General features: G+C 68.7%; 22 protein-coding genes and 1 tRNA gene. 11 read left to right on the top strand and 12 right to left on the bottom strand.

Going from position 1 to position 25,133, the window contains the following annotated elements; genetic code table 11:
* Positions 1 to 83: 83 nt before the first annotated feature.
* Genes ACP15J_RS02180 through sufB form a run of 5 tightly spaced genes read right to left on the bottom strand, consistent with a single transcriptional unit; the run spans position 84 to position 4,199 of the window.
* Positions 84 to 413 carry a metal-sulfur cluster assembly factor gene (locus tag ACP15J_RS02180; RefSeq protein WP_197219899.1) on the bottom strand — a complete coding sequence of 110 codons (330 nt, stop codon included), beginning with the start codon at positions 411 to 413 and terminating at the stop codon, positions 84 to 86.
* 9 nt (positions 414 to 422) lie between these two features.
* On the bottom strand, positions 423 to 1,193 hold the full coding sequence (sufC, locus tag ACP15J_RS02185) for a Fe-S cluster assembly ATPase SufC (protein WP_197219900.1): 771 nt from the start codon (positions 1,191 to 1,193) through the stop codon (positions 423 to 425).
* A gap of 52 nt (positions 1,194 to 1,245) precedes the next feature.
* On the bottom strand, positions 1,246 to 1,581 hold the full coding sequence (locus tag ACP15J_RS02190; RefSeq protein WP_197219901.1) for a non-heme iron oxygenase ferredoxin subunit: 336 nt from the start codon (positions 1,579 to 1,581) through the stop codon (positions 1,246 to 1,248).
* Positions 1,578 to 2,780: a Fe-S cluster assembly protein SufD gene (sufD, locus tag ACP15J_RS02195; protein WP_424935673.1), complete on the bottom strand. Its 1,203-nt coding sequence runs from the start codon at positions 2,778 to 2,780 to the stop codon at positions 1,578 to 1,580. Before sufD ends, ACP15J_RS02190 begins: the two co-directional genes overlap by 4 nt.
* Positions 2,781 to 4,199, bottom strand: coding sequence for a Fe-S cluster assembly protein SufB (gene sufB / locus ACP15J_RS02200; RefSeq protein WP_197220370.1), 1,419 nt, complete (start codon positions 4,197 to 4,199; stop codon positions 2,781 to 2,783).
* A 228-nt stretch (positions 4,200 to 4,427) separates the two neighbouring features.
* Here sufB and ACP15J_RS02205 point away from each other — a divergent pair, with 228 nt between their 5' ends.
* The gene (locus ACP15J_RS02205; RefSeq protein ID WP_424935672.1) at positions 4,428 to 5,510 is read left to right on the top strand and encodes a COX15/CtaA family protein; all 1,083 of its coding nucleotides are present in this window, start codon (positions 4,428 to 4,430) and stop codon (positions 5,508 to 5,510) included.
* Positions 5,511 to 5,661: 151 nt separating this feature from the next.
* Here ACP15J_RS02205 and ACP15J_RS02210 read toward each other — a convergent pair whose 3' ends face one another.
* Positions 5,662 to 6,555, bottom strand: a complete 894-nt coding sequence (locus ACP15J_RS02210) for a heme o synthase (protein WP_197220390.1) — start codon at positions 6,553 to 6,555, stop codon at positions 5,662 to 5,664.
* A 243-nt stretch (positions 6,556 to 6,798) separates the two neighbouring features.
* Here ACP15J_RS02210 and tkt point away from each other — a divergent pair, with 243 nt between their 5' ends.
* From tkt to pgl, 6 genes are read left to right on the top strand one after another with little or no spacing between them, the layout of a single operon-like run.
* The gene (gene tkt, locus ACP15J_RS02215) at positions 6,799 to 8,895 is read left to right on the top strand and encodes a transketolase (RefSeq protein ID WP_424935671.1); all 2,097 of its coding nucleotides are present in this window, start codon (positions 6,799 to 6,801) and stop codon (positions 8,893 to 8,895) included.
* A complete protein-coding gene (tal, locus tag ACP15J_RS02220) occupies positions 8,892 to 10,004 on the top strand; it encodes a transaldolase (RefSeq protein ID WP_424935670.1) in 1,113 nt (370 codons plus the stop codon). Before tkt ends, tal begins: the two co-directional genes overlap by 4 nt.
* The gene (locus ACP15J_RS02225; RefSeq protein ID WP_424935669.1) at positions 10,001 to 11,617 is read left to right on the top strand and encodes a glucose-6-phosphate isomerase; all 1,617 of its coding nucleotides are present in this window, start codon (positions 10,001 to 10,003) and stop codon (positions 11,615 to 11,617) included. Before tal ends, ACP15J_RS02225 begins: the two co-directional genes overlap by 4 nt.
* Positions 11,618 to 11,640: 23 nt before the next feature.
* Positions 11,641 to 13,188, top strand: a complete 1,548-nt coding sequence (gene zwf / locus ACP15J_RS02230; RefSeq protein WP_424935668.1) for a glucose-6-phosphate dehydrogenase — start codon at positions 11,641 to 11,643, stop codon at positions 13,186 to 13,188.
* A complete protein-coding gene (locus ACP15J_RS02235) occupies positions 13,185 to 14,150 on the top strand; it encodes a glucose-6-phosphate dehydrogenase assembly protein OpcA (protein WP_424935667.1) in 966 nt (321 codons plus the stop codon). Before zwf ends, ACP15J_RS02235 begins: the two co-directional genes overlap by 4 nt.
* A gap of 1 nt (position 14,151) precedes the next feature.
* Entirely contained in the window at positions 14,152 to 14,925 is a 774-nt protein-coding gene (pgl, locus tag ACP15J_RS02240) for a 6-phosphogluconolactonase (protein ID WP_424935666.1), read from the top strand.
* On the opposite strand, the gene ACP15J_RS02245 is transcribed toward pgl, so the two are convergent.
* On the bottom strand, positions 14,906 to 16,114 hold the full coding sequence (locus ACP15J_RS02245; protein ID WP_424936059.1) for a DMT family transporter: 1,209 nt from the start codon (positions 16,112 to 16,114) through the stop codon (positions 14,906 to 14,908). The two genes, pgl and ACP15J_RS02245, sit on opposite strands and share 20 nt — an antisense overlap.
* A gap of 100 nt (positions 16,115 to 16,214) precedes the next feature.
* On the opposite strand from ACP15J_RS02245, the gene def reads away from it, so the two are divergent.
* From def to ACP15J_RS02265, 4 genes are all read left to right on the top strand, one after another.
* Positions 16,215 to 16,781 (top strand): peptide deformylase, encoded by a 567-nt coding sequence (def, locus tag ACP15J_RS02250; protein WP_424935665.1) that lies wholly within the window; start codon positions 16,215 to 16,217, stop codon positions 16,779 to 16,781.
* 33 nt (positions 16,782 to 16,814) lie between these two features.
* Positions 16,815 to 17,258, top strand: a complete 444-nt coding sequence (locus ACP15J_RS02255) for a GNAT family N-acetyltransferase (protein ID WP_424935664.1) — start codon at positions 16,815 to 16,817, stop codon at positions 17,256 to 17,258.
* A 134-nt stretch (positions 17,259 to 17,392) separates the two neighbouring features.
* Entirely contained in the window at positions 17,393 to 17,908 is a 516-nt protein-coding gene (locus ACP15J_RS02260) for a septum formation family protein (RefSeq protein ID WP_424935663.1), read from the top strand.
* Positions 17,909 to 18,183: 275 nt separating this feature from the next.
* Positions 18,184 to 19,401: an LCP family protein gene (locus ACP15J_RS02265; RefSeq protein ID WP_424980829.1), complete on the top strand. Its 1,218-nt coding sequence runs from the start codon at positions 18,184 to 18,186 to the stop codon at positions 19,399 to 19,401.
* A 273-nt stretch (positions 19,402 to 19,674) separates the two neighbouring features.
* Here ACP15J_RS02265 and ACP15J_RS02270 read toward each other — a convergent pair.
* The 5 genes from ACP15J_RS02270 to dusB form a co-directional block, all read right to left on the bottom strand.
* Positions 19,675 to 19,750, bottom strand: a tRNA-Asn gene (locus ACP15J_RS02270).
* A gap of 109 nt (positions 19,751 to 19,859) precedes the next feature.
* A complete protein-coding gene (locus ACP15J_RS02275; protein WP_424935661.1) occupies positions 19,860 to 20,633 on the bottom strand; it encodes an ATP-binding cassette domain-containing protein in 774 nt (257 codons plus the stop codon).
* A gap of 34 nt (positions 20,634 to 20,667) precedes the next feature.
* Positions 20,668 to 22,572 (bottom strand): DNA primase, encoded by a 1,905-nt coding sequence (gene dnaG / locus ACP15J_RS02280; RefSeq protein ID WP_424935660.1) that lies wholly within the window; start codon positions 22,570 to 22,572, stop codon positions 20,668 to 20,670.
* Positions 22,572 to 23,954 carry a deoxyguanosinetriphosphate triphosphohydrolase gene (locus ACP15J_RS02285; RefSeq protein ID WP_424935659.1) on the bottom strand — a complete coding sequence of 461 codons (1,383 nt, stop codon included), beginning with the start codon at positions 23,952 to 23,954 and terminating at the stop codon, positions 22,572 to 22,574. The genes dnaG and ACP15J_RS02285 overlap by 1 nt, the downstream gene beginning before the upstream one ends.
* Complete coding sequence (gene dusB / locus ACP15J_RS02290) at positions 23,944 to 25,098, bottom strand: tRNA dihydrouridine synthase DusB (protein ID WP_424935658.1); 1,155 nt, start codon at positions 25,096 to 25,098, stop codon at positions 23,944 to 23,946. The genes ACP15J_RS02285 and dusB overlap by 11 nt, the downstream gene beginning before the upstream one ends.
* Positions 25,099 to 25,133 lie beyond the last annotated feature (35 nt).

Raw genomic sequence — 25,133 nt, forward strand, 5'->3', positions numbered from 1 at the left:
CTCCGCCTGCTCCGCCCGGGCGCCCAACCGGGGGGTGCGGGGGCCCCCCGCGCCCCCGCAACCCCCTGTTCACACTGTCCGGATCAGATCGCGAAGCCGAGTGCGCGCATCATGTCGCGGCCGTCGTCGGTGATCCGCTCCGGACCCCACGGCGGCATCCACACCCAGTTGATCCGAAACCGGTCCACCACGTTGTCCAGCGCCTGGGCCGTCTGCTCCTCGAGCACGTCCGTGAGCGGGCACCCGGCGCTCGTGAGGGTCATATGGATCACGAGCGCGTCGTTCTCGTCGTCCCAGGCGAGGTCGTAGATGAGGCCGAGGTCGACGACGTTGATCCCGAGCTCGGGGTCCATTACGTCTTTGAGCGCCTCGGTGACCTCGTCGTACTTCTCCTCGGTCAGCGTCGCGGTCATGGTCTCAGCCTACGCCTCGATAGGCGCCGCGGGGTCGAGGAACCGGTCGTATCCTTCGTCCTCGAGTCGGTCCGCCAGCTCCGGCCCGCCCTCTTCGGCGATCTTCCCCGCCACGACGACGTGCACGTGATCCGGACGGATGTAGCGCAGGATCCGGGTGTAGTGCGTGATCAGCAGCACGCCGAGACCGGTCTCGGCCTTCGCCCGGTTGACCCCCTCGGAGACGATCTTGAGCGCGTCGACGTCGAGGCCCGAGTCGGTCTCGTCGAGCACCGCGATCTTCGGCTTCAGCACCTCGAGCTGGAGGATCTCGTGGCGCTTTTTCTCGCCGCCGGAGAAGCCCTCGTTCACATTGCGCTGGGCGAACTTCGGATCCATGCGCAGGTTGGACATGGCCTCCTTGACGTCCTTGGTCCACTGCCGGATCGACGGGGCTTCGCCGTCGAGGGCCGTCTTGGCGGTGCGCAGGAAGTTGGTGACCGTCACGCCCGGGATCTCCACCGGGTACTGCATCGCGAGGAAGAGCCCCGCACGAGCACGCTCGTCGACGCTCATGGCGAGGACGTCCTCGCCATCGAGAGTGATCGAGCCGCTCGTCACGGTGTACTTGGGATGACCGGCGATCGTGTACGCCAGCGTCGACTTTCCGGAGCCGTTGGGACCCATGATCGCGTGGGTCTCGCCGGTGCGCATCGTCAGGGTGATGCCGTTGAGGATCGGGGTGGTCCCGGCATCGGTCTCGACCGTCACGTGCAGGTCGCGGATCTCGAGGACAGACATTCGGATTTCCTTCGTCAGATGGTGAGTTTTCGTGCGTCGGATCGTGCGGCTCTCAGAGCGCGGACACGTCCTTCGTGACGGTGGGGTCGATGAGGACGTCGTCGCCGTCGATCTCGACGACGTAGACGGGGACGGGCTCGTACGCGGGCAGGTTGAGCGGCTTGCCGGTGCAGAGCGAGAACGCCGAGCCATGCGCCCAGCACTCAAGGGTCTGCCCCTCCACGAACCCCTCGGACAACGAGATGTCGCCATGGGTGCAGGTGTCGCCGATCGCGTGGATCACGCCCTCGGAGTCCAGGACGAGCGCGATGGGCACGCCTTCGAGCTCCACGCGGAGCGGCGTGTCCTGTTCGAGGTCGCTCACCGCACAGGCGCGCTGCACGCTCATGCGCGTCCCGCCGCGAGCTCCGCCTCGATCGCGGCGAGAAGCTCCTCCTCCAGCGAGGGGATGCCGAGACGCTGCACGATGTCGCTCAGGAAGCCGAGCACGACCAGTCGACGCGCCTCTTCCTCCTCGATCCCGCGGGCCTGCAGGTAGAAGAGCTGCTCGTCGTCGAAGCGTCCCGTCGCACTCGCATGACCGGCGCCGAGGATGTCGCCCGTCTCGATCTCGAGATTGGGGATCGAGTCGGCGCGGGCGCCCTCGGTGAGCACGAGGTTCCGGTTCGCCTCGTAGGAGTCGGTGCCGGTGGCGTCCGGGCCGATCAGGACATCGCCGATCCAGACGCTGTGAGCGCTCTCCCCCTGGAGGGCTCCCTTGTAGAGGACGTCACCGGTCGTGTGCGGGCCCTTGTGGTGCAGGTACACCTGGCTCTCCAGGTGCTGACCGGCATCCGCATACGAGAGCCCGTACATGCGCCCCTCGGACCCGGCGCCGGCGAGCTCCAGGCTGGGGTTGACGCGCACGACGCCTCCGCCGAAGCTCACCACGAAGTGCGTGAGCGCCGCGTCGCGGTCCACCCGCGCCTGGTGCGCGGCGGCGTGGACCGCGTCGTCGGCCCAGCGCTGCACGGACACCACCGTGAGACGGGATCCCTCCCGCGCGATGATCTCGACGTTCTGCGCGTACTGCGCCGAGCCGTGGTGGTCGAGCACGACCGTGGCCTGCGAGTTCGGCATCGCCTCGATGAGGAGCTGGCCGAAGGCGCGTGTGCCAGCGTCGGTCCCGTCGATGCGGAGCACCACCGGCTCCGCCACCTCATCGCCCTCCTCGATGCGAAGGTGCAGACCTCGGCGGGCGTGCTTCCAGGCGAGGGCACTGACCCGGTCCTCGGGGCGGAAGAACTGACCGTACGCGTCGGCCTCGTCAGGGACGAGGAAGGCCTCTGCCCTGTCGAGGTCGATCGACACAGCCGCGTCGTCTCCCGGCTCGTCTGCGAGCAGCGCGTGGAGCCGCTCCACCGGCGTGTGCTTCCAATTGACCTCGCGGCCGGTCGGAGCGTCGAAGTCCTCGGGATCGAAGGAGTGCGGGCGCTCCGAACGGGTCTGGACGGGGACGAGGCTCCCCGCCGCGGTGACCTGCGCCGCGGGATCGATGTGCGCGTTCGTGTCCTGCGCCGCGGAGGGCGCCGTGGTCGAGGCCGTCATCTAGCCGACCGATCCTTCCATGCCCATCTCGATGAGCTTGTTCAGTTCCATCGCATACTCCATGGGCAGCTCACGCGCGATCGGCTCGATGAAGCCACGCACGATCATCGCCATCGCCTCGTCCTCAGGCATCCCGCGCGACTGCAGGTAGAAGAGCTGCTCCTCGCTGACCTTCGACACTGTCGCCTCGTGACCGAGCTGCACGTCGTCCACGCGGATGTCGATCGCGGGATAGGTGTCGGAACGCGACTTCGTGTCGACCAGCAGCGCGTCGCAGCGCACGGTGTTGGCGGAGTGGTGAGCATTCGCGTCCACACGCACCTCGCCGCGATATCCGGCCCGTCCGCCACCGCGGGCGATCGACTTCGAGACGATCGACGACTGCGTGTAGGGAGCCATATGGATCATCTTCGCGCCGGCGTCCTGGTGCTGGCCGGGGCCGGCGAAGGCGACCGAGAGCGTCTCGCCCTTGGCGTGCTCTCCCATCAGGTAGATGGACGGGTACTTCATCGTCACCTTGGAGCCGATGTTGCCGTCCACCCACTCCATGGTCGCGCCCTCGTGGGCGACCGCGCGCTTGGTGACGAGGTTGTACACGTTGTTCGACCAGTTCTGGATCGTCGTGTAGCGCACACGGGCGTTCTTCTTCACGATGATCTCGACGACGGCCGAGTGCAGCGAGTCCGACTTGTAGATCGGCGCGGTGCAGCCCTCGATGTAGTGGACGTAGCTGCCCTCGTCGGCGATGATGAGCGTCCGCTCGAACTGGCCCATGTTCTCGGTGTTGATCCGGAAGTAGGCCTGCAGCGGGATCTCCACATGCACGCCCTTGGGCACGTACACGAACGAGCCGCCAGACCACACGGCCGTGTTGAGCGCCGCGAACTTGTTGTCCCCCGGGGGGATCACGGTGCCGAAGTACTCCTGGAAGAACTCAGGATGCTCCCGCAGCGCCGTGTCGGTGTCCATGAAGATGACGCCCTGCGCCTCCAGGTCCTCGCGGATCTGGTGGTAGACGACCTCGGACTCATACTGCGCGGCCACACCGGCGACGAGGCGCTGGCGCTCGGCCTCGGGGATCCCGAGGCGCTCATATGTCTCGCGGATGTCCTCCGGGAGGTCCTCCCAGCTCTGCGCCTGCTTCTCCGTGGAGCGCACGAAGTACTTGATGTTGTCGAAGTCGATCTCACTGAGGTCAGCGCCCCACGTCGGCATCGGCTTGCGCCCGAAGAGAGAGAGCCCCTTCAGCCGGGTCTTGAGCATCCATTCCGGCTCGCTCTTGAGCGCGGAGATGTCACGCACGACGGCCTCGCTGAGTCCTCGTCTCGCGCTGGCCCCGGCGGCGTCCGTGTCGTGCCAGCCGAATTCGTACACCCCCAGACCTTCGAGCTCCGGGCGGTCGATCAGCACATCCGACATCACACACTCTCCTTATGGGCCGCAACGGTGTCATCCGCCCCGGCGCGCCGTAGCCCCGTCGAGTCTGCGGGGGGCGGGCGCCGCTGGTGGGCCCTCATCACGGGCGCTTCGCGCCTAAACTGCTGGAGATGCGTTCCGCGTTTCCGCGGGCATCCCAACACCCCGATTCTACAGGTTCCCTCCGACGTCTGGGCCACCCCGTCCTCATCGGAAGGATCCGGAGGACCCATGCCCGAGACCCCTGTCCAGCCCGTGCCCACCGACCGGTTCGTGATCGGCCGACCGCTCCGCGTCCTGGCCTGGCTGTCCTTCCTCGCCGAGGTCATCATCATCGGAACGGGCGGCGCCGTGCGGTTGACCGGCTCAGGGCTCGGGTGCTCGGAGTGGCCGCTGTGCACGCCGGAATCCCTCGTCCCGACGCCCGAGCAGGGTTTCCACGGGATCATCGAGTTCGGCAACCGGACGATGACCGGCGTCGTCGGGCTCCTCGCTCTCGCGGTCCTCTTCCTCACCCTGCACGCGACAGGCGGACGTCGTCTCGTCGTGCGGGCGCTCTGGTTCGCCGCAGGGGGCATCGTGCTCGCCGCAGCAGCATACGCCGTGACCGCGCCGTTCGGGCTGCCCGGCTTCGGCTTCTTCTCCGGAGCACTGTTGGTCGCGGTCCTCGCCGGCGCCGTGGACTCCCTGCGGCGCACCACGCGACGACGCGACCTCTCGTCACTCGCCTGGATCGTCCTGATCGGCGTGATGGCACAGGCGGTCGTCGGCGGTATGGCCGTGGTCAGCGACCTCAACCCGTTCATCGTCGGGTTCCACTACGCCTCGTCACTGGTCCTGGCATGCGTGACCGCTCTGTATCTCGTCCGTATAGACACGGCTCCAGGACCCCGCGAGCCCACCGTGCCCCGATGGTTCGCCGTCCTCACCCATGTGATGGGCGTCGTGCTCTCGATCACCATCGTCTTCGGCGTCCTGACGACCGGCTCCGGACCGCATTCGGGCGACGCGAACGTGGTCCGGGACGGGTTCGACGCGACCGTTCTAGCCCATGTGCATTCCTGGCCCGGCTACGCCTTGGCGGGCCTCATCCTGGTGCTTGCCGCCGCCGCCTGGGGGCAGCGGCTCGAGCCGCGCCGGTGGCTCCTCGTGCTGATCCTCGTCGTCGCCCTGCAGGTCGGCGTCGGCGTCGTCCAGGCACGGACCGGCCTTCCGGTGCTCCTTGTCGGCGTCCACATGGTGCTCGCAGCCCTGTCGGCGGCCGCCTACGTCGTCGTCGTGACGAAGCTCAAGCGCCCGATGACCACGGCCTGATCCCTGCCGTTCCGAGCCCGGAACCGCGCGGATGCGCGACGCGCCTCGGGCGAGCCTCGCCAGGTCGTCATATCGGACCCGATGCCACATCGTCTCGCCGACGAGGAGATGTTGATCAGCGTCGCCCCAGGACGCCGTCATCTCGAATGGGTCAGAACGGGAGGAGCGGATCGATCGCGACGGCGACGAAGACCAGCGTCAGATAAGTGATGGACGCGTGGAAAACGCGCATCGGCTTGGGCGAGTCACGCCGGACCGCTTGGTTGTACAGACGGTGGGACTCATAGATGAACCAGCCTCCGAACACCGTCGCGGAGACCGTGTAGACCAGCCCCATCCCGGCGACGGGAACGAGCAGGAGCGAGCAGGCGACCGTCGCCCACGCGTAGAGGATCACCTGGAGACCCACCTGCGACGGCGAGCGGGTCACGCCGAGCATCGGCACGTCGACGCCGTCGTAATCCTCCTTGTACTTCATCGAGAGCGGCCAGTAGTGGGCGGGCGTCCAGAGGAAGACGAGGACGAAGAGCACGGCGGCCGGCCAGTCGAGCGATCCGGTGACGGCGGCCCAGCCGATGACGACGGGGAAGCAGCCGGCGATCCCGCCCCAGATGATGTTCTGCTCGGTACGGCGCTTGAGGATCATCGTGTAGATGACGACGTAGAAGAAGATCGCGGACGCCGAGAGCACCGCCGCAAGCCAGTTGGTGGTGAGCCAGAGCCAGACCGTCGAGAGGATCGCCAGGGTCCAGGAGAAGATCAGCGCGCCCCGCGGCGTCACTTCACCGGTGACGAGCGGGCGATTGACCGTTCGCTGCATGTGCGCGTCGATGTCGCGATCGAGGTACATGTTGAACGCGGCGGCGGAGCCGGCGCTCAGCGACCCGCCGATCACGGTCGCCGCGACCAGCCACAGGTCGGGCAGGCCTCCCTGGGCAAGGAACATGACCGGGACCGTGGAGACGAGCAGGAGCTCCAGGACACGCGGCTTGGTGAGGACGACATATGCCCGTATCGTCCGCTTCAGCGAACGTTCCGCCGACACCGGCGTGGTGATCGTCGAGATGCTGATCGCCTCCTCCTGATTGCGCGCGCGACTCCCTCATCCTATGGCAAGCCTCCGAAAGGAACCGGTCGCCGACGCAATCGCCACCGACCGACGACGAGCTGGTCCGACCGCACTATGCTGAAAAACGCGTGCGCGCCCGAACACCCGCCTTCCGTGATGTCGCGGAACGCGCACCGGACACGGGCGCTCTCGAACGAATCTCTCGGAAAGGGCTCTGGCGTGTCGGAACTGCAGTGGGATGAGATCGACCGACGTGCGGTGGACACCGCCCGGATCCTGGCGGCCGATGCCGTCGAGAAGGTGGGCAACGGCCATCCCGGCACCGCGATGAGCCTGGCTCCCGCCGCCTATCTCCTCTATCAGCGCGTGCTGCGCCATGACCCGACGGACACCCACTGGCTCGGACGCGATCGGTTCATCCTCTCGGCCGGGCATTCCTCGCTCACGCAGTACGTCCAGCTCTACCTGGGCGGCTTCGGCCTCGAGCTCTCCGACCTCGAGGCGCTGCGCACATGGGGCTCGCTCACGCCGGGGCACCCGGAGTACGGTCACACGAAGGGCGTCGAGATCACCACGGGCCCCCTGGGCCAAGGGCTCGCCTCCGCCGTCGGCTTCGCCTACGCCGCCCGCTACGAGCGCGGCTTGTTCGACCCGGAGGCCGCGCCGGGGACGAGTCCGTTCGACCACCACGTCTATGTGATCGCCGGCGACGGCGACCTGCAGGAGGGCGTCACAAGCGAGGCGGGCTCCCTCGCCGGACATCAGCAGCTCGGCAACCTCATCGCGATCTACGACTCGAACCAGATCTCGATCGAGGATGACACCAACGTCGCCTTCACCGAGGACGTCGCTGCGCGCTACGGCGCGTACGGGTGGCACGTGCAGACGGTCGACTGGAAGCGGACCGGCGAGTACATCGAGGACGTCGCCGCGCTGCATGCCGCGATCGAGGCGGCCAAGGGCGAGACCGACCGCCCCTCCCTCATCATCCTGAAGACCATCATCGGCTGGCCGTCGCCCGGCAAGCAGAACACCGGGAAGATCCACGGCTCGGCGCTCGGCGCCGAGGAGCTGGCCGCGACCAAGCGCGTCCTGGGCTTCGATCCCGAGAAGTCCTTCGACGTCGCCGACGACGTGATCGCCCACACCCGGGCGCTCGGGCGGCGTGCAGCGGAGGCACGCGCCGCCTGGCAGGCCGCCTTCGACGCGTGGGCGACCGCCAACCCCGAGCGCAAGGCCCTTCTGGACCGCCTCGAGGCGCACACACTGCCAGCGGGGATCGCAAACGCCCTCCCCGCTTTCGAGGCCGGCAAGGACGTCTCCACCCGCGCCGCCTCCGGACAGGTGATCAACGCGCTCGCGGCGGAGCTCCCCGAGCTCTGGGGCGGCTCGGCGGACCTCGCCGAGTCCAACCTCACCACCATCAAGGACGCTCCCTCGTTCATCCCCGAGCAGTGGTCGACGCATGAGTGGAGCGGAAACCCCTATGGACGGGTGCTGCACTTCGGCATCCGCGAACACGCCATGGGTGCGATCGTCAACGGCATCGTGCTGCACGGACCGACACGCCCCTTCGGCGGGACGTTCCTCATCTTCAGCGACTACATGCGCCCCGCCGTCCGTCTCGCGGCTCTCATGAACGTGCCGAGCATCTTCGTCTGGACGCACGACTCCGTCGCGCTCGGCGAGGACGGCCCCACCCATCAGCCGATTGAACAGCTGGCGACGCTTCGGGCGATCCCGAACTTCACGCTGGTGCGCCCCGCCGACGCGAACGAGACCTCCGTCGTATGGCTTGAGATTCTCCGCCGGCACGCAGGCCCCACCGGCATCGCGCTCACCCGGCAGAACATCCCTGTCTTCGCGCGCGGCGAAGGCGCGGCGTCAGGAGACGTGCTCGCGTCCGCCGACGGCGCCGTCAAGGGCGCCTATGTCCTTGCCGAGGCGCCGAACGGCACTCCGGACGTCATCCTCATCGCCACCGGCTCGGAGGTGCAGTTGGCCGTCGCCGCCCGGGAGACCCTGGCTGCCGAGGGCGTGAACGCCCGGGTCGTCTCCGCTCCCTCCCTCGAATGGTTCGCCGAGCAGGACGAGGCATACCGGGAGTCGGTCCTGCCTTCGTCGGTCACCGCCCGGGTCTCGGTCGAGGCGGGGTCGGCGCTCACCTGGCGTGGGATCGTCGGCGACCACGGACGTTCCGTCGCGATCGACCACTTCGGCGCCTCCGCCGACTACAAGACGCTGTTCGAGAAGTTCGGCATCACCGCCGAGGCCGTGGTGGCCGCGGCCCACGAGACTCTGAAGGAGAACGCATGAGCACCCCCACCGAACAGCTCGCCGCCGCGGGCGTGAGCATCTGGCTGGACGACCTCTCCCGTACGCGCATCGCATCCGGGAACCTCGCGGATCTCATCGCCTCGCGCAACGTCGTCGGGGTCACCACGAACCCCACGATCTTCGCGAACGCCATCACCGACGCCTCCGACACCTCGTACGATGCGCAGGTCGCCGAGCTCGCTCGGCGAGGAGCCACCGCCGAGGAGGCGATCTTCGAGGCCACGACCCAGGACGTCCGCGACGCACTCGACGTCTTCCGCCCCGTCTGGGAGTCCACCGGCCACATCGACGGTCGCGTGTCGATCGAGGTCTCCCCCGATCTCGCCCACGACACCGACGGCACCGTCGCGCAGGCCAAGGAGCTCTGGGCCAAGGTCGACCGCCCCAACCTGCTCGTCAAGATCCCGGCGACCAAGGCCGGATTGCCCGCGATCACGGCCGCGATCGGAGCCGGCATCAGTGTGAACGTCACCCTGATCTTCAGCCTGGAACGCTATGCCGAGGTCATCGAGGCCTACCTCGCCGGACTCGAGCAGGCGAAGGAGGCGGGTATCGACCTCTCGACGATCCACTCGGTCGCGTCGTTCTTCGTCTCCCGCGTCGACACCGAGACCGACAAGCGGCTCGTCGCGATCGGCACGGAGGAGGCGGTCGCGCTGCGCAGCAAGGCCGGCCTCGCCAACGCGCGACTCGCCTATGAGTTGTACGAGAAAGCGTTCGCCGAGGACCGCGCGACCGCGCTCCTGGCCGCGGGCGCCAACCGCCAGCGTCCGCTCTGGGCCTCGACCGGGGTCAAGGACCCCTCGCTGCCCGACACCCTCTACGTCACCCAGCTCGTCGCGGCTGTCGTCGTCAACACCATGCCGGAGAAGACCCTGGAGGCGACCTTCGACCACGGCGAGGTGACGGGGGACACCGTCACGGGCGCCTACGAGGAGTCCCGCGCCGTGTTCGCCGGCCTCGCCGACGTCGGCGTCGACTTCGCCGACGTCACCCAGGTGCTCGAGGACGAGGGCGTGGCCAAGTTCATCGACTCCTGGCACGATCTTCTCGCCCAGGTCGCGGAAGGTCTGGAGGCGCAGCGATGAGCTTCGAGATCCACGTCTCCGGCGCCCCGAAGGCCGCGATCGACACGGTCGTGCCCCGTCTGGTCGGCGACCTGATCGCCTCCCGTATCACCGCGGGCGACGCCACGATCTGGGGGCCCGCCGCGGAGAGCGAGGCATCTCGGCGGCTGGGCTGGGTCGACGCCGTGAGCGTCTCCCGTCCGCTCGTCACCGAGATCATCGCCCTGCGCGATGAGCTCCGCGCCCAAGGCGTCGACCGCGTCGTCCTCGCGGGCATGGGCGGCTCCTCCCTCGCGCCCGAGGTCATCGCGCAGACAGCGGGTGCGGATCTCACGATCCTCGACTCCACCGCACCGGGGCAGGTTCTCGCGGCGCTCGACGCCGGTCTCGAGCGCACCGTGCTCGTGGTGTCATCCAAGTCCGGGTCCACGGTCGAGACCGATTCGCAGCGTCGGACGTTCGAGGCCGCGTTCCGAGACGTCGGGATCGACCCGGTCGGTCGGATCGTCGTCGTGACCGACCCCGGCTCGCCCCTCGACGAGTCCGCACGGGCCGCCGGCCACCGCGTCTTCAACGCCGACCCCTCCGTCGGCGGTCGCTACTCGGCGCTCACCGCCTTCGGCCTCGTGCCCTCCGGCCTCGCCGGCGTCGACATCGCCGAGCTGCTCGACGAGGCGGAGGCGACCCTCCTGCAGGTGGCCGTCGACTCCGCCGAGAACCCCGCTCTCCGCCTGGCCGCCGCCATCGCGGCCACCGGCGCGGAGGACGAGGCCCGCCGCGACAAGCTCGGCCTCATCAGCGACGGCACGCACATCGTGGGCCTTCCGGACTGGATCGAGCAGCTCGTGGCCGAGTCCACCGGCAAAGAAGGCACCGGGATCCTCCCCGTCGTCCTCCTTCCCGTCTCGCCGGAGGTGGAGAACACCCCGGCCGATCTGCAGCTCGTGCGCCTCGTCGACGACGCGGAGGAGTTCCACCTCCGCGAGCGTCACCCCGGCGAGGTCCTGCTGAGCGGCACGTTGGGCGCGCAGTTCGTCGTCTGGGAGTATGCGACGGCCATCGCCGGCCATCTCCTCGGGATCAACCCCTTCGACCAGCCGGACGTGGAGTCCGCGAAGGTCGCTGCGCGCAGCCTCTTGGACGCCAGGCCCGAGCAGGCCGCCCCGGCGTTCACGGCCGACGGCGTCGAGGTGCGCGTGACGGACCCCGCCCTCGCAGCCTCCGGCACCATCGCCGGCGTGCTGGACGCGCTCTGGGCCCAGCTTCCCGCCGACGGCTACGTGTCCATCCAGGCCTATGTGAACCGACTCGAGATGCCGCAGCTCCAGGGACTCCGCGAGATGGTGGCAGCCGACTCCGGCCGTCCCACCACCTTCGGCTGGGGCCCACGGTTCCTGCACTCCACCGGCCAGTACCACAAGGGCGGGCCCGCGCAGGGCGTCTTCCTCCAGATCCTGGAGCGCACCGACGTCGACCTGGAGATCCCCGACCGGCCCTTCACCTTCGGCCAGCTCATCGAAGCCCAGGCCGCCGGCGACGCGGCCGTCCTCGCCGCGCACGGCCGCCCCGTCGTGACCCTCACGCTGGCCGAGGCGCAGGACGACGTCCTCGATCTGTTCGAAGCGGCACAGTAGCCCGCGTCTAGGAGACACCCTCGATGACCGTCCCCATCTCACAGGGAAACAACCCGCTGCGCGACCCCGACGACCGCCGTCTCAACCGGATCGCGGGGCCCAGCGCCCTCGTGATCTTCGGTGTGACCGGCGACCTGTCGCGCAAGAAGCTCATGCCCGCCGTGTACGACCTCGCCAACCGCGGCCTGCTCCCGCCCGGCTTCGCCCTCGTCGGATTCGCCCGACGGGACTGGGCCGATCAGGACTTCGCGCAGGTCGTGTACGACGCGGTCAAAGAGCACGCCCGCACCCCGTTCCGCGAGGAGACCTGGCAGCAGCTGCTGCAGGGGATCCGCTTCGTCTCCGGCGAGTTCGGCGACGCGAAGGCGTTCCGGCGCCTTCGGGAGACCGTCGAGAAGCTCGACGTCGAACGGGGCACGATGGGCAATCACGCCTACTATCTCTCGATCCCGCCGAAGGACTTCCCGCTCGTCGCCAAGCAGCTGAGAGACTCCGGGCTCGTCGAGGAGCGCCCAGGTCGGGAACGCTGGCGGCGTGTGGTGGTGGAGAAGCCGTTCGGGCACGACCTCGCGTCGGCGCGAGCGCTCAACGACGCGTTGGAGGGGACGTTCCCCGCCGACTCGATCTTCCGGATCGACCATTACCTCGGCAAGGAGACGGTACAGAACATCCTGACGCTGCGTTTCGCGAACGAGCTGTACGAGCCGATCTGGAACCGCAACTACGTCGACCACGTGCAGATCACCATGGCCGAGGACATCGGCGTCGGCGGACGAGCCGGGTACTACGACGGGATCGGCGCGGCGCGCGACGTCATCCAGAATCACCTCCTCCAGCTGCTCGCCCTGACCGCGATGGAAGAGCCGATCAGCCTCTCCGCCGCTCACCTGCGCGCCGAGAAGGAGAAGGTCCTCGCTGCGGTCACCCTCCCGGACGACCTCTCGCTCGCCACCGCTCGCGGGCAGTACGCCGGCGGCTGGCAGGGCGGCGAGCGGGTCACAGGCTTCCTGGACGAGGAAGGGATGAACCCGCAGTCCACGACCGAGACCTATGCCGCGGTGAAGCTGGAGATCAACACCCGACGCTGGTCCGGCGTTCCGTTCTATCTACGGACGGGCAAGCGTCTCGGCCGGCGGGTGACCGAGATCGCGGTCGTCTTCAAGCGGGCGCCGGAGCACCTCTTCGGTCGCAATCAGACCTCCGAGCTCGGTCAGAACGCACTCGTCATCCGTGTCCAGCCCGACGAGGGCGTGACGATCCGCTTCGGCTCGAAGGTGCCGGGCACCGGAGCCAATGTCCGTGACGTCACCATGGACTTCGGCTACGGGCACGCCTTCACCGAGGCGAGCCCCGAGGCGTATGAGCGTCTGATCCTGGACGTGCTCCTCGGCGACCCGCCGCTGTTCCCCCGCCATGAGGAGGTCGAGCTCTCGTGGAAGATCCTCGACCCCGTCGAGGAGTTCTGGGCCGCGCAGAGCGGTCCGCTCGAGCAGTACGCGCCAGGGTCCTGGGGCCCCGCCTCGGCCGATGACCTGCTGGCCCGCGACGGACGAGTCTGGAGACGCCCGTGATCATCGACCTTCCCGACACGACCGTCAGCCAGGTCGCGAAACAGCTCGTCAAGGTCCGCGAAGAAGGCGGTGCCGTCGCGCTCGGCCGCGTCCTCACCCTGGTCATCGCGGCGCGCAACGGCGTCGCCGAGGCCGCGATCGACGCGGCGAACGACGCCTCCCGTGAGCACCCGATGCGAGTGATCGTGCTCACCATCGGCGAGGGCCCCGCACATCTGGACGCACAGATCCGCGTGGGTGGTGACGCCGGCGCGAGCGAGGTCGTCGTGCTGCACGCCTACGGGGAGGCAGCCGAGAACGAGGAGAGCCTGGTCACCGGCCTGCTCCTGCCCGATGCGCCGGTGGTCGCCTGGTGGCCCGAGGAAGCTCCGACCGACCCCGCTTCCTCGCCGCTCGGCCGGATCGCCCAGCGCAGGATCACCGATGCCGCGACCACGCCCGATGTCCGCGATCGCCTCGCCCTGCTCGGTCGGACGCATGCGCCTGGCGACACGGATCTGGCGTGGACGCGTCTCACGCACTGGCGCGAGCAGCTCGCTGCCGTGCTCGACCAGCCCCCCTACGAGGAGGTCACGGCCGCCGAGGTCCGCGGTGCCGCCGCCTCCCCCTCGACCGCTCTCCTTGCCGGGTGGCTGCAGTTGGCCCTCGACGTGCCGGTGCGATGGTCGTACGAGGACCCGGAGGCATGGCAGGAGGGCATCAAGTCCGTGCGTCTCACCCGCGCCAGCGGCGACATCCTCCTGCAGCGTCCCGTCCCGGGGACTGCCGTCCTCACCCAGCCCGGCCAGCCCGACCACGAGCTCCATCTTCCCCGGCGGACACTGCGCGAATGCCTCGCAGAGGAGCTGCGCCGGCTCGACCCCGACGTGCTCTACGGCCGCGTCATCACCGTGGGCTGGGAACAGCTCTCGGCCCCCGAAGGCGCAGCGTCGCGATCCTCGCATCCGGGGAGCGAGGCCTGAGATGGATGCCGGCGAGAAACGTGTGGTCGTCCGTGCCGACCCGGCCGAGGTCGCTCGGCATGTGGCAGACCGCTTCCTCGTACGGCTCCGAGCGCGGACGAAGGACGGCCGGCTGGCGCACGTCGCACTGACGGGTGGATCGATGGGCTCCGCCGTCCTCCGGGCCGTGGCGGAGCATCCCGCGACCGCCCATGTCGACTGGACGCTCGTGCACTTCTGGTGGGGGGACGAGCGCTTCGTCCCGGCCGCGCACCCTGAGCGCAACGCCGCCCAGGCGCGTGCCGCGTTGCTGGATCGCATCCCCGTCCCCGGGGAGAACGTCCACGAGGCGCCGGCCAGCGACGCGGGGATGAGCCTCGACGACGCCGCCCACGCTTACGCCGAGGAGCTCTCGCGCTTCGGCACCGAGGAGCAGCCGTGGCCCTCTTTCGCGGTGTGTTTCCTCGGCGTCGGCCCCGACGGTCATATCGCCTCGCTGTTCCCCGACCGTCCGGAGATCGAGGTCACCGACGCCGCGGCGCTTCCCGTGCGCGACTCGCCAAAGCCGCCGCCGGAGCGGATCACCCTCACCCGACCGGTGATCAATTCCTCCAAGCGCGTGTGGCTGGTGCTGACGGGTGCGGAGAAGGCCTCGGCGCTCGGGCTGGCCCTCGCGGGAGCGAACTACGCGAACGTCCCCGCCGCCGGCGCCAAGGGGCGCAAGCGCACGGTCTTCTTCGTCGACGAAGCTGCGACGACCGAAGTCCCTCCGGACCTCATCGATCCGAACTACTGACCTCGCCGCCATGCTCCTCCCGCGGAGCTGCGGGAGGCTCGACACGGCGGAGCGGGGAGACGTTCGTCGGCCAGGTCGAAGGCTCGGAGAAGGTCTCCGGCGATGCGGTCCTTGGCTCGCCGCCCGATGATGACGCCTCCGCTCTCGACGGCGGCCGTGGACGTTCCGCCTCAGAGTTCTCCCCCCTCGTGGCGGCGGCATCGGACGAACCGACATCCCCGCCGCTGCCGCGGGTGATCGGGAGCTCCTGGCTTTCGCTCAACACCTGCGGATGGTAGCGCGCGAGCATCACCACGCCGCAGATGGCGATGAGACCGGAGGCCCCGAAGGCGATGAGGACGCCCAACGGCGCCGACGACGCCTCCCCCAGGACGAGCAGGCCGATGAGGACCGCGACCATCGGGTCGACGACCGTGAGCCCGGCGATCACCAGGTCGGGGGGACCCGAGCTGTACGCCGTCTGCACGAAGTAGGCGCCCGCGGCGGCCGCCGCGATGAGCGCGATCACGCAGACGATGGTCACCCACTCGAAGTCCTGCGCTTGGATTCTCTTGATCACGACCTTCGCGAGCGTCGCCACGAAGCCGTAGAGGATGCCAGCGCCGGTCACATAGAAGAGCGCCCGCATGCGACGACGAAGCACGAGCCAGCTCGCACCGAGGACGATGATGACCACAAGAAGGATCGCCAGGATCATGAAGAGCTGACGTTCGGTGATCGCGTGCTCGGAGCCGAAGATCGCGGCGAGGAACACGAAGATGAAGATCCCCCCGACGCAGAGCGCGATCGACACGAGGGAGCGTCTCGTCGGCGCATGGCCGGACACCCGCGCGTTCACGAGAGTGGTCATCACCAGGGCGATCGCACCGAGCGGCTGCACGACGATCAACGGCGCGACCGTGAGCGCGCCGAGCTGACAGACGATAGCGAGGCCCAGCATGAGCGTGCCGATCAGCCAGGAGGGCCGTGTCAGCAATCGCTTGATCTGATCGGCTGAGAGGCCCGTGGCCCCATCGGCTCCGCTGAGCCGTTCGACCTTCTCCACGCCGCGATGCTGATACTGAGCTCCCAGCGACATGAACACAGCGCCGGCAAGCGCGAGCGGGATGCCCATGAGCAGTCCTGGGTTCTGGAAGGCGCCGACGAGATCGCCGACATCCTGCGCCGGCACCGACATCGCCTCCCACATCACCCTCTGAGCCTACCGGGCGACGCCTGGAAATCACCGATCCGGCCTCGCCGAGCCCGGTCTTCCGGGGGGACAGGAGACAGACGGCTAGGGTGGTGCCGTGGCTGTGCTTCCGATTCGCATCATGGGCGACCCTGTTCTCCATTCCCCCGCGGCGCCGATCGACGAGGTGACGGACGAGATCCGCACCCTCGTCGCCGACATGTTCGAGACGATGGACAAGGCCCCGGGGGTGGGCCTCGCCGGGCCGCAGGTCGGCGTGCCGCTCCGTCTCTACACGTATTCCTACGTGGACGATGACGACAACCCATGGCGGGGCGTCGTCATCAACCCGGTGCTGTGGATGGCCCCGCCGGTGCCGGGGCAGCCCGACCCCGAGGCCGAATCGGAGGGTTGCCTGTCTTTTCCTGGTGAGCGGTTCCCGCTTCGCCGTTCCGATCGGGCGATCGTCACCGGGACCGACATCGAGGGCGCGGACGTGCGTATCGAGGTCGACGGGTGGCGCGCCAGGATCATGCAGCACGAGTTCGACCACCTCGACGGCATCCTCTACGTCGATCGCCTCTCCGACGGGGACTGGAAGACAGCGCAGAAGATCGCCAAGAAACGGGGCTGGGGTCGTCCAGGGATCAGCTGGACACCGGGTGTCGATGATCTGGAAGGCTGAATCCTGGGCGTCGCGCCGCCCACGGTCCGTCGGATGCGGCGCGACGATGGGGGATGGATCCAGGATTGGTATGCGGATCCCGTTCTCGATCGCGAGCTCGGCCCGCTCGACGAGGAATGGCTCGAGGCGGTGCTCGCGGAGCACGACGGTGTTCAGCTGGTCCTCGAGGAGGACGGAGAGCCAGCGGGCCTCGTAGGCGTGGTCTGGGGACACGACGACCTCCCTCACGCGATCACCGACATCGCTGTCGATCCCGCTCGCCGCGGAGAAGGGCTCGGCCGGCGTGTCGTCCAGGCGGTGCAACGCTGGAAGGACGTGCCCGACGATCGCGCGCGGGAGGCCTACGTCGATCCAGACAACCTTGCCGCCGCGGCCTTTTTCCGCGCGATCGGGTGGGCCGCCCTCGGCCTTCAGGACCAGATGCTCACCTTCCGGGACGGCCCGGCGACCCCTTCGACCTCGGTCTCCCCCGCCTGACACCTGCTTCCCGATATGGCGTGCGTAATGCGACCAAGGAAACTTATTTGCCGACTTGGCGTCGAGAGCTGTACGCCTGTACGTTCATACAGGTAATTCACGCGAAACGCACAGCACTCAGAGGGGAATCTCCCATGATCAGCACCAAGACCCGCACCCGCGTCATGATGGCCGGTGCGGCCGTCATCCTGGCCGCCGGCCTCAGCGGCTGCAGCGCGATCCAGGGACTCCTCGGCGGCAGCGCCGACGCTCCGCGCGATGACAAGAGCGGCGAGGTCACCGCGAGCGCGAAGATCGACATCTTCAGCCTGAAGCTCGGCGACTGTCTCATGGACACCGGAGCGGCGACCCAGATCAGCGACGCCAACGTGGTGCCGTGCACCCAGGCGCACGACCAGGAGGTCTACCACGAGTTCAAGATCGAGGACGGCGCTTACGATGCCGCGACCGTCGAGAGCGCGGCCGAGCAGTGCTATGCGCAGCCCTTCACCGATTTCGTCGGCGTCCCCTTCGAGTCGACCACGCTTGAGGCCTACTATCTCTCACCGACCGAGCAGACCTGGAACCAGCTCAACGACCGACTGATCCAGTGCCTCGTCGCGGACCCCGCGGGCCAGACCACCGGATCCCTCAAGGGCAGCGCCAAGTAGTCCTCGGCATCGTCGCCCGAGATGAGGGGGTCCGCGTCGGCGGGCCCCCTCATCTGTCGTCCCGCCGAGGTCCGGAGACCTCGCAGGCGACCGGAACCACGTCCACCCGACAGAGGAAGATGCACCGACACGCCATCGCCGGGAACTCACAGCACTCTGGGAGGGACCTCCCCTGACGCTTGCTAGCGTGGCCGTTATCCTTTTGTGATCTTCCGCTGGAGCCGCCGTGCTCTGCGCCGGAAGGCGCTTTCCCCCGAACAACGGTGACGATGATGATGAGACGCCCGACTCCGCCCGCCGCGACCACCCCCCTCTCCGAGGCCGACCAACCCCCACAGCGTCGGTCACGGCGCCGGCGCCGGCGCCGCATCGTCGTCGCGCTGCTGGCCGTGATCGTCGTCGCCGTGCTTGGCATCGCCGGCACGGCGGTCGCCCTGGTCCTGCGTGTCTCGGACAACCTCGCGACGAACGCCGTCTCACGCCCCGGCGACGATACGGGCGCGCAGACCATCCCGAGCTGGGACGGCCCGGTCAACCTGCTGATCATGGGCTCGGACGGCAGGGACGGCCTCACCAGTGGGCAGTACGGAGACGACGACGTGGAAGGAGACCGCTCGGACACCCTCATGCTCCTTCACGTCAACGCCGCCCATACCGACGCGACGCTCGTGAGCATTCCGCGCGACACCATGCTTCCCCGCCCCTCCTGCACGAACGCGAGCGGCACGACCTACCACGCGACCGACACGACGCAGGTCAACAGCACCTTCGACATCGGCCCGTACTGCACGCTCGACACCATCCGCGCCTACACCGGCCTCGACATCGACAACTTCGTGGTGGTGAACTTCGACGGCTTCATCGACATCACGAACGCTATCGGAGGAGTCGACGTCTGCCTCGCGGAGAACGTCGACGACTCGGACTCGGGGCTGCACCTCGCCGCAGGAAGGCACACGATCCAGGGCGACGAGGCGCTGGCGTTCGTCCGCACGCGCTATGGGATCGGCGATGGCAGCGACCTCGGCCGCATCCGAACGCAGCAGACGTATCTCTCGGCGCTCGCCCGCAAGGTGAAGAGCGCACAGACCCTGACGAACCCTGTCGCGCTCTTCGGGCTCGCCGACGCCGCGGGACGCACCCTCAAGGTGGACAAGGCGCTCTCCCGCCCCGAGGCGCTCGTGGGTCTCGCGGGGACGCTCGCGAGTGTGTCGCTCGATCGTATGGTGCTCCTCCAGCTCCCGGTCCGGGCCTACGACCCTGACCCGAACCGCGTCGAACCCGTCCCGGAGGAGGCGAGGCAGCTGTTCGCGGCGTTGCGTGAGGACCGTCCGGTGCTGCTCTCGTCCGGTCCCGCAAGCTCCGAGACCGGCTCGGACTCCCCCGCCACCGAGGAGGAGAGCACCGCACCCGCCTCAGGCGCTCCCCAGGTGACGCTCCCGCCCGATGTCAAGGGACAGACCGCGGACCGGAACACGTGCGCTGGTGGATGAACGGGACGCCCCCGCACGCTCTGTCGTTACCGCAGCCGCCCGGCTCTTTCCCGCCAACGCTGATCTCCCGGAGTGGGTGACCGGCATGCACGGAGCCGAGAGGACCTGACACGACCTTCGACACCGCCGCGGACGCCGATCAGCTGGTCGGTGTCCGCGGCGGTGTCGAAGGGACGGGCGTCGGCGGACGCCGGCAGATCAGCGCCATCCGGAGGGTCGAAGCGGTCATAGACCGAAGGCGCCGGCCTCGCGATCGAGACAGACGCCTTCTTCTGGCTCCCCCGGTTGGACTCGAACCAACAACCTATCGGTTAACAGCCGATTGCTCTGCCAATTGAGCTACAGGGGAAAGTGCCCGCCAGCGGGCAACTCAACGATCATAGCAGGACCGGAAGCGCACACCGGAAACCCAGACGCTCTCGCGCGTGTCGATCCAGCACTGCCCGTCGCCACCCCGGCTAAGGGTGGTCCGTCCCGGCTCCGGGAGTCCAGACCAGGTCTGCGCCCACCCCTCGTGCGACCACATGCCCCTCGCGGATCATCAACGTCTCGGCGCCGAGCTCTCGCGCGAACGCCGCGTCGTTGCTCACCAGCAACGCGGCCAGTCCGTAGTCCTGCCGACGACGGGCGATCGCGTCGAAGACCACGTGCCGCACCTCCACATCGAGGTTCGCCAGAGGCTCGTCGGCGATGAGCACTCGCGGCTCCAGCACGAAGGAACGAGCCACGGCGACCCGCTGCCGCATGCCGGCGCTGAGCTCGTAGGGGAACTTCTCCGCCGTCGCGAGCGGCAGATGCATCTCATCGAGAAGCGTCGCCACACGGATGGCGAGAGCCTTCGTGTTGACCCTGCGCTCCCGCCGGAGGATCGGCTCGGCGATCGCTTCCTGGACCGTGAGCTGCGGGGTGAGGTCGGCACCGCCTCGCTGCGGCAGATAACCCGTGCGATAGGTCAGCTCCCGCAGTCGCCGTCCCGGCCGGCGGATCGAGATGCCCGCCACCGAGGCGTCGCCCCCCGTGACTCGGAAGGTGGCGTCGCTCGCCCCGGCGAGCATGGCGACAAGAGTGGACTTGCCTGACCCTGTCGGGCCGGCGATGCACATCAGCTCGCCGGCCGGGAGGGTGAAGGTCACGCCGTCGATCGCGCGTGTGGGACTGCCGTGCCCCCATCGATCGATCACCAGATCGCTACAGTCGATCGCGACGGACTCGTCCGCTCGTGCTCGTGCCATGACACCATCATGGCCTGCGCGATGACGTTCGCGCTCAGGACTCGACGTAGCGCTGACGCTCGACATCGATGTCGCGCAGGCGGATCCGGAGCGCGCGGCCCCCGTCCGAGTCGGGAGGCACACGCTGGATCGCGCCGAGCAGCTCCTGCTTCTCACGGTCGAGGGAGCGACGGATAAGCGTCCGCATGAGGTCGGTCGCCGACATCAGAGCGCCCTCCTCGTCACGCGCCGGAAACGGCGCCATGAGCAGTTCCCCGGCCAGTGCGCGATACGGCTCGCGAACGGCGTCCACCGCCGTCATCGCCCATCCCGGCCGCCGGCGATCGGGCTGAGCGATGACGGCCTCGCGGACCGCGTCCAGAGCGGCGACCTGGAACGGCGCCTCCATCGCGCGTGCCAGGAGCTCCTGGTCGATCTGGTGTCCGTACTGCAGAGCGCCCATCAGGCCGTCGCGCTCGACCAGGGCGTCGCCCGTGCGCGGCAAGGATACGAACGTCACCGGCGCGAGCCCGGGAGCGGCGCCGGGCTCGATGCTCGATGAAGAGTCACCGCGACCGCTGTCGCTCGTCCTGGCGGCATCCTGTTCGGGTCTCCCCTGCGGTCTTCCGCCGTCCTTCCTGCGGGCGTCCGCGCGACGGACCTCGGCATGCACGTCGACCGGGTCCATCCCGAGCCTTCGGGCGAGCACCCGCTCGTACTCCGGCCGCAGCAGTCGGTCGCGGATCTCGGCGACGATCGGCGCGGCCGCGCGTAGCGCCCCGACGCGCCCCTCGACCGTGCCGAGGTCGTAGGAGGCCAGCTTGCGGTCGATCACGAACTCGAACAGCGGCACCTTGGCTGACAGGAGCGAGCGCACGGCCGCGTCTCCGCGCTGAAGGCGGAGATCGCACGGATCCAGGCCGTCCGGCGCCACCGCGACGAAGGTCTGGGCCGTGAAGCGGCTCTCCTCTGCGAAGGCGCGAAGCGCGGCCTTCTGCCCCGCCTCATCGCCGTCGAACGTGAAGACCACCTCGCCGTGCGCGTCGTCATCGCCCATGACGCGGCGGAGCACCTTAATGTGCTCCGCGCCGAATGCGGTTCCGCAGGTGGCGATCGCGGTCGTCACTCCGGCGAGATGACACGCCATCACATCGGTGTAGCCCTCGACGACGACGACGCGACGTGGATCCCCCTTCGCGATGTCGCGCTTGGCGAGATCGAGACCATAGAGCACCTGCGCCTTCTTGTAGATCGGCGTCTCGGGAGTGTTGAGGTACTTCGGGCCCTTGTCGTCGTCGTAGAGGCGGCGCGCGCCGAACCCGATCGTCTGCCCCGTGACGTCGCGGATCGGCCAGACCAGGCGTCCGCGGAACCGGTCATAGACTCCACGCTGTCCCGTCGAGACGAGACCGGCGGCGCTGAGCTCGTCCCTCGTGAACCCCTGCGCCGACATCGCCTTGAGCATCCCGTCCCAGCCGCGCGGGGCGTATCCCACGCCGAAGTGCGCGGCGGCCCCGGCATCGAAGCCCCGCTCCCCGAGGAACCGGCGGGCGGACTCGGCCTCCGGGCTCAGCAGCTGACCGCGGAAGAACTCCGCCGCCGCGGCGTTCGCCGCGTACAGACGACTCCGGCCGCTCGTCTCCGGTGCCGCTCCGCCGTCCTCGTAGTGCAGGGTGAAGCCGATCCGTCCTGCCAGCCGCTCGACCGCCTCGCTGAAGCTGACGTGGTCCATCTCGCGCAGGAAGGAGTACACGTCGCCCGAGGCTCCGCACCCGAAACAGTGGTAGAAGCCGACCTGCGGACGGACGTGGAAGCTCGGGCTCTTCTCATCGTGGAACGGGCACAGCCCCTTCATCGAGCCGACGCCGGCGGACTTCAACGCGACCCGTTCGCCCACGATGTCGGCGATGTTGGTGCGTGCCTTGACCTCGTCGATGTCGGCCTGCGAGATCCGCGGCATCAGCGCACCTCGACGGCCGCCGGCATCGCCGGTCGGACAGCGCCATGCGCCCGAGCGCCGGGGCGGACATGTCGGGGAGTCCAGATGCCGACCTCGGCCGGATCGATGTCACCCACGAGCCGGTTGTGCCAGTCCACGGCTGTCTGATCGGTCAGGCTCGCGACCTGGTCGACGACGACGCGGGCGCGCTCCGCATCCGAGTCCGCCGCGAGGAAGTCGGCGGCGAAAGCGGGTTCGAGAACATCGGCGCCGGCCGTCCAGAGCGCATCGGTCGACCACAGCGCGTCGGCGAGTCGCTTCAGGACGCGACGCTGCTCCTTGTAGACGCCTCGACGGGCGTCGATCGTCACGATCGCCTGACCCATGATCCCCTTCAGCACCGCGATCTCCGTCTCGATGACCGGCGGGACGACCACATGGGCGTTGTACCGCGCGAGCGACGGGCCTCCGTATGCCTCGCGTGTCGCCGACACGGCCGCGCGTGCGAAGCGTCCGATGAGATCGCTGGTGAGGTTCTTCAGACGGGCGAGATCCCGGCGAGACCGATCGAAGGACCTCATCCACATCGGCTGACAGGTGAGCCGGTAGAGCGCATCGGCGAGGCTCTCGCGTGTGTAGTCGTAGCCGACCCACTGTTGGACGCGTCCGACAAGCGCGTGGTGCTCCGCCGGGTCGGCCAGCTTCGCCACGTCCAGATAGCCGTTGACGATCGCGTCCTCGAAATCGTGCACGGAGTAGGCGATGTCGTCGGAGAGGTCCATGATCTCCGCCTCGATGCACCGCAGCCGCCCCGGCGCGCCGTCCCGCATCCAGCGGAAGACCGACTCGTCCTCCGGATAGACGCCGAACTTCAGCCGCCCTCCGGGGTCGGGGATCGGGCTGTCCACGGTCCAGGGGTACTTGCACGTCGCGTCGAGGCTGGCGCGGGTGAGGTTGAGGCCGACCGAGTGGTCGGCGTCGTCGAGGACCTTCGCCTCCAGCCGGGTGAGGATCCGCAGCGACTGCGCGTTCCCCTCGAACCCGCCGATGCTCTCAGCCCAGTCGTTCAGCGCGCGTTCGCCATTGTGGCCGAACGGCGGATGCCCGAGGTCGTGACTGAGGCAGGCGGTGTCGACGACGTCCGCGGAGACGCCGAGCGCGATCGCCAGCTCCCGCCCGACCTGAGCCACCTCAAGCGAGTGGGTGAGTCGGTTCCGCGCGAAGTCGGCCGTGCTCGCCGGGCTCAGCACCTGGGTCTTCGCCGCCAGCCGACGCAACGCCGCCGAATGCAGCACACGAGCCCTGTCGCGGGCGAAGTCGTCGCGTTCCGAGCGATGCGTCTCGCCGAAGAACCGTGCAGCGTCGTGCGGACCGTACCCCGCCGCGCGAGCGTCAGCCGCCACTGTTCTCGATCTCCGCTCCGCGCATCATGTCGCCCGTCTCCGCGCCGATCGCCCGCGAGTCGAGCCACCCGTCCGGAAGCGCCGTGCGCTTCGGCGAGCCTGCGCGGCCGCGCTGGCCCTCGGCCGCTGCGCCGGGGTAGGGAGAGTCTTCGAGCGAGCCCAGCAGATCCTCGACCTCAGCGAGCGAGGAGACCCGAGCGAGCGCCGCCCGGAGATCGCCTCCGACCGGGTATCCCTTGAAGTACCATGCGACATGCTTGCGGATGTCCTTGCAACCGCGGTCCTCGTCCTCGAAGAACTCGACGAGGAGCTCGGCGTGCCGCCGGAAGGCCGAAGCGACGAAGCCCAGCGTCGCGTCGACGGGAGGGGTGTGCGCGGCTCCGAAGGCTTCGGCGAGCTCGCCGAACAGCCACGGACGCCCCAGGCAGCCTCGTCCGACGACGACGCCGTCGCAGCCGGTCTCGTCCATCATCCGCACGGCGTCCTCCGCCGCCCAGATGTCGCCGTTGCCGAGGACGGGGATCGAGGTGACCGCCTGCTTGAGCTCGCCGATCGCGCTCCAGTCGGCATGCCCGGAGTAATACTCGGACGCGGTGCGCGCGTGCAGTGCGACGGCCGCAGCCCCCGCGTCCTCCGCCGCCCGTCCCGCGTCGAGGAAGGTCAGATGATCACGATCGATGCCCTTGCGCATCTTGACGGTGAGGGGGACGTCGCCCGCGGCTTTGACCGCGCGGTCGACAATATCGGCGAACAGCCCGATCTTCCATGGAAGCGCTGCCCCACCGCCCTTGCGGGTGACCTTGGGGACAGGGCAGCCGAAGTTCAGGTCGATGTGGTCGGCACGATCCTCGGCCACGATGATCCGCACCGCCTCGGCGATCGTCGCGGGGTCCACACCGTAGAGCTGGATGGAACGCGGCGTCTCGCTCTCATGATGCTGGATGAGTCGCATCGTGATGGCGTTGCGCTCGACGAGCGCGCGGGAGGTGATCATCTCGCTGACGTAGAGCCCCGCGCCGTACTCGCGGCACAGGCGCCGGAACGCGGTGTTGGTGATCCCCGCCATCGGGGCGAGCACCACAGGCGCATCGAGCCGGATCGGACCGATGCGCAGAGGACGTACGGGGGCGGGGGCGAGAGTCATCCTCTTCATTCTCCCAGATCCGGCGCCGCTGCGGA

This window comes from Microbacterium sp. S308A+ (assembly GCF_049800815.1).
In the GTDB taxonomy this organism is placed as follows: Bacteria; Actinomycetota; Actinomycetes; order Actinomycetales; family Microbacteriaceae; genus Microbacterium.

What these genes read in the sequence shown, in the direction of transcription:
- ACP15J_RS02180 (WP_197219899.1), bottom strand. Translation starts at nt 413, where the DNA reads ATGACCGCGACGCTGACCGAGGAGAAGTACGACGAGGTCACCGAGGCG.
- sufC (WP_197219900.1), bottom strand. Translation starts at nt 1,193, where the DNA reads ATGTCTGTCCTCGAGATCCGCGACCTGCACGTGACGGTCGAGACCGAT.
- ACP15J_RS02190 (WP_197219901.1), bottom strand. Translation starts at nt 1,581, where the DNA reads ATGAGCGTGCAGCGCGCCTGTGCGGTGAGCGACCTCGAACAGGACACG.
- sufD (WP_424935673.1), bottom strand. Translation starts at nt 2,780, where the DNA reads ATGACGGCCTCGACCACGGCGCCCTCCGCGGCGCAGGACACGAACGCG.
- sufB (WP_197220370.1), bottom strand. Translation starts at nt 4,199, where the DNA reads ATGTCGGATGTGCTGATCGACCGCCCGGAGCTCGAAGGTCTGGGGGTG.
- ACP15J_RS02205 (WP_424935672.1), top strand. Translation starts at nt 4,428, where the DNA reads ATGCCCGAGACCCCTGTCCAGCCCGTGCCCACCGACCGGTTCGTGATC.
- tal (WP_424935670.1), top strand. Translation starts at nt 8,892, where the DNA reads ATGAGCACCCCCACCGAACAGCTCGCCGCCGCGGGCGTGAGCATCTGG.
- ACP15J_RS02225 (WP_424935669.1), top strand. Translation starts at nt 10,001, where the DNA reads ATGAGCTTCGAGATCCACGTCTCCGGCGCCCCGAAGGCCGCGATCGAC.
- zwf (WP_424935668.1), top strand. Translation starts at nt 11,641, where the DNA reads ATGACCGTCCCCATCTCACAGGGAAACAACCCGCTGCGCGACCCCGAC.
- pgl (WP_424935666.1), top strand. Translation starts at nt 14,152, where the DNA reads ATGGATGCCGGCGAGAAACGTGTGGTCGTCCGTGCCGACCCGGCCGAG.
- ACP15J_RS02245 (WP_424936059.1), bottom strand. Translation starts at nt 16,114, where the DNA reads ATGTGGGAGGCGATGTCGGTGCCGGCGCAGGATGTCGGCGATCTCGTC.
- ACP15J_RS02255 (WP_424935664.1), top strand. Translation starts at nt 16,815, where the DNA reads ATGCGGCGCGACGATGGGGGATGGATCCAGGATTGGTATGCGGATCCC.
- ACP15J_RS02260 (WP_424935663.1), top strand. Translation starts at nt 17,393, where the DNA reads ATGATCAGCACCAAGACCCGCACCCGCGTCATGATGGCCGGTGCGGCC.
- ACP15J_RS02265 (WP_424980829.1), top strand. Translation starts at nt 18,184, where the DNA reads ATGAGACGCCCGACTCCGCCCGCCGCGACCACCCCCCTCTCCGAGGCC.
- ACP15J_RS02275 (WP_424935661.1), bottom strand. Translation starts at nt 20,633, where the DNA reads ATGGCACGAGCACGAGCGGACGAGTCCGTCGCGATCGACTGTAGCGAT.
- dnaG (WP_424935660.1), bottom strand. Translation starts at nt 22,572, where the DNA reads ATGCCGCGGATCTCGCAGGCCGACATCGACGAGGTCAAGGCACGCACC.
- dusB (WP_424935658.1), bottom strand. Translation starts at nt 25,098, where the DNA reads ATGACTCTCGCCCCCGCCCCCGTACGTCCTCTGCGCATCGGTCCGATC.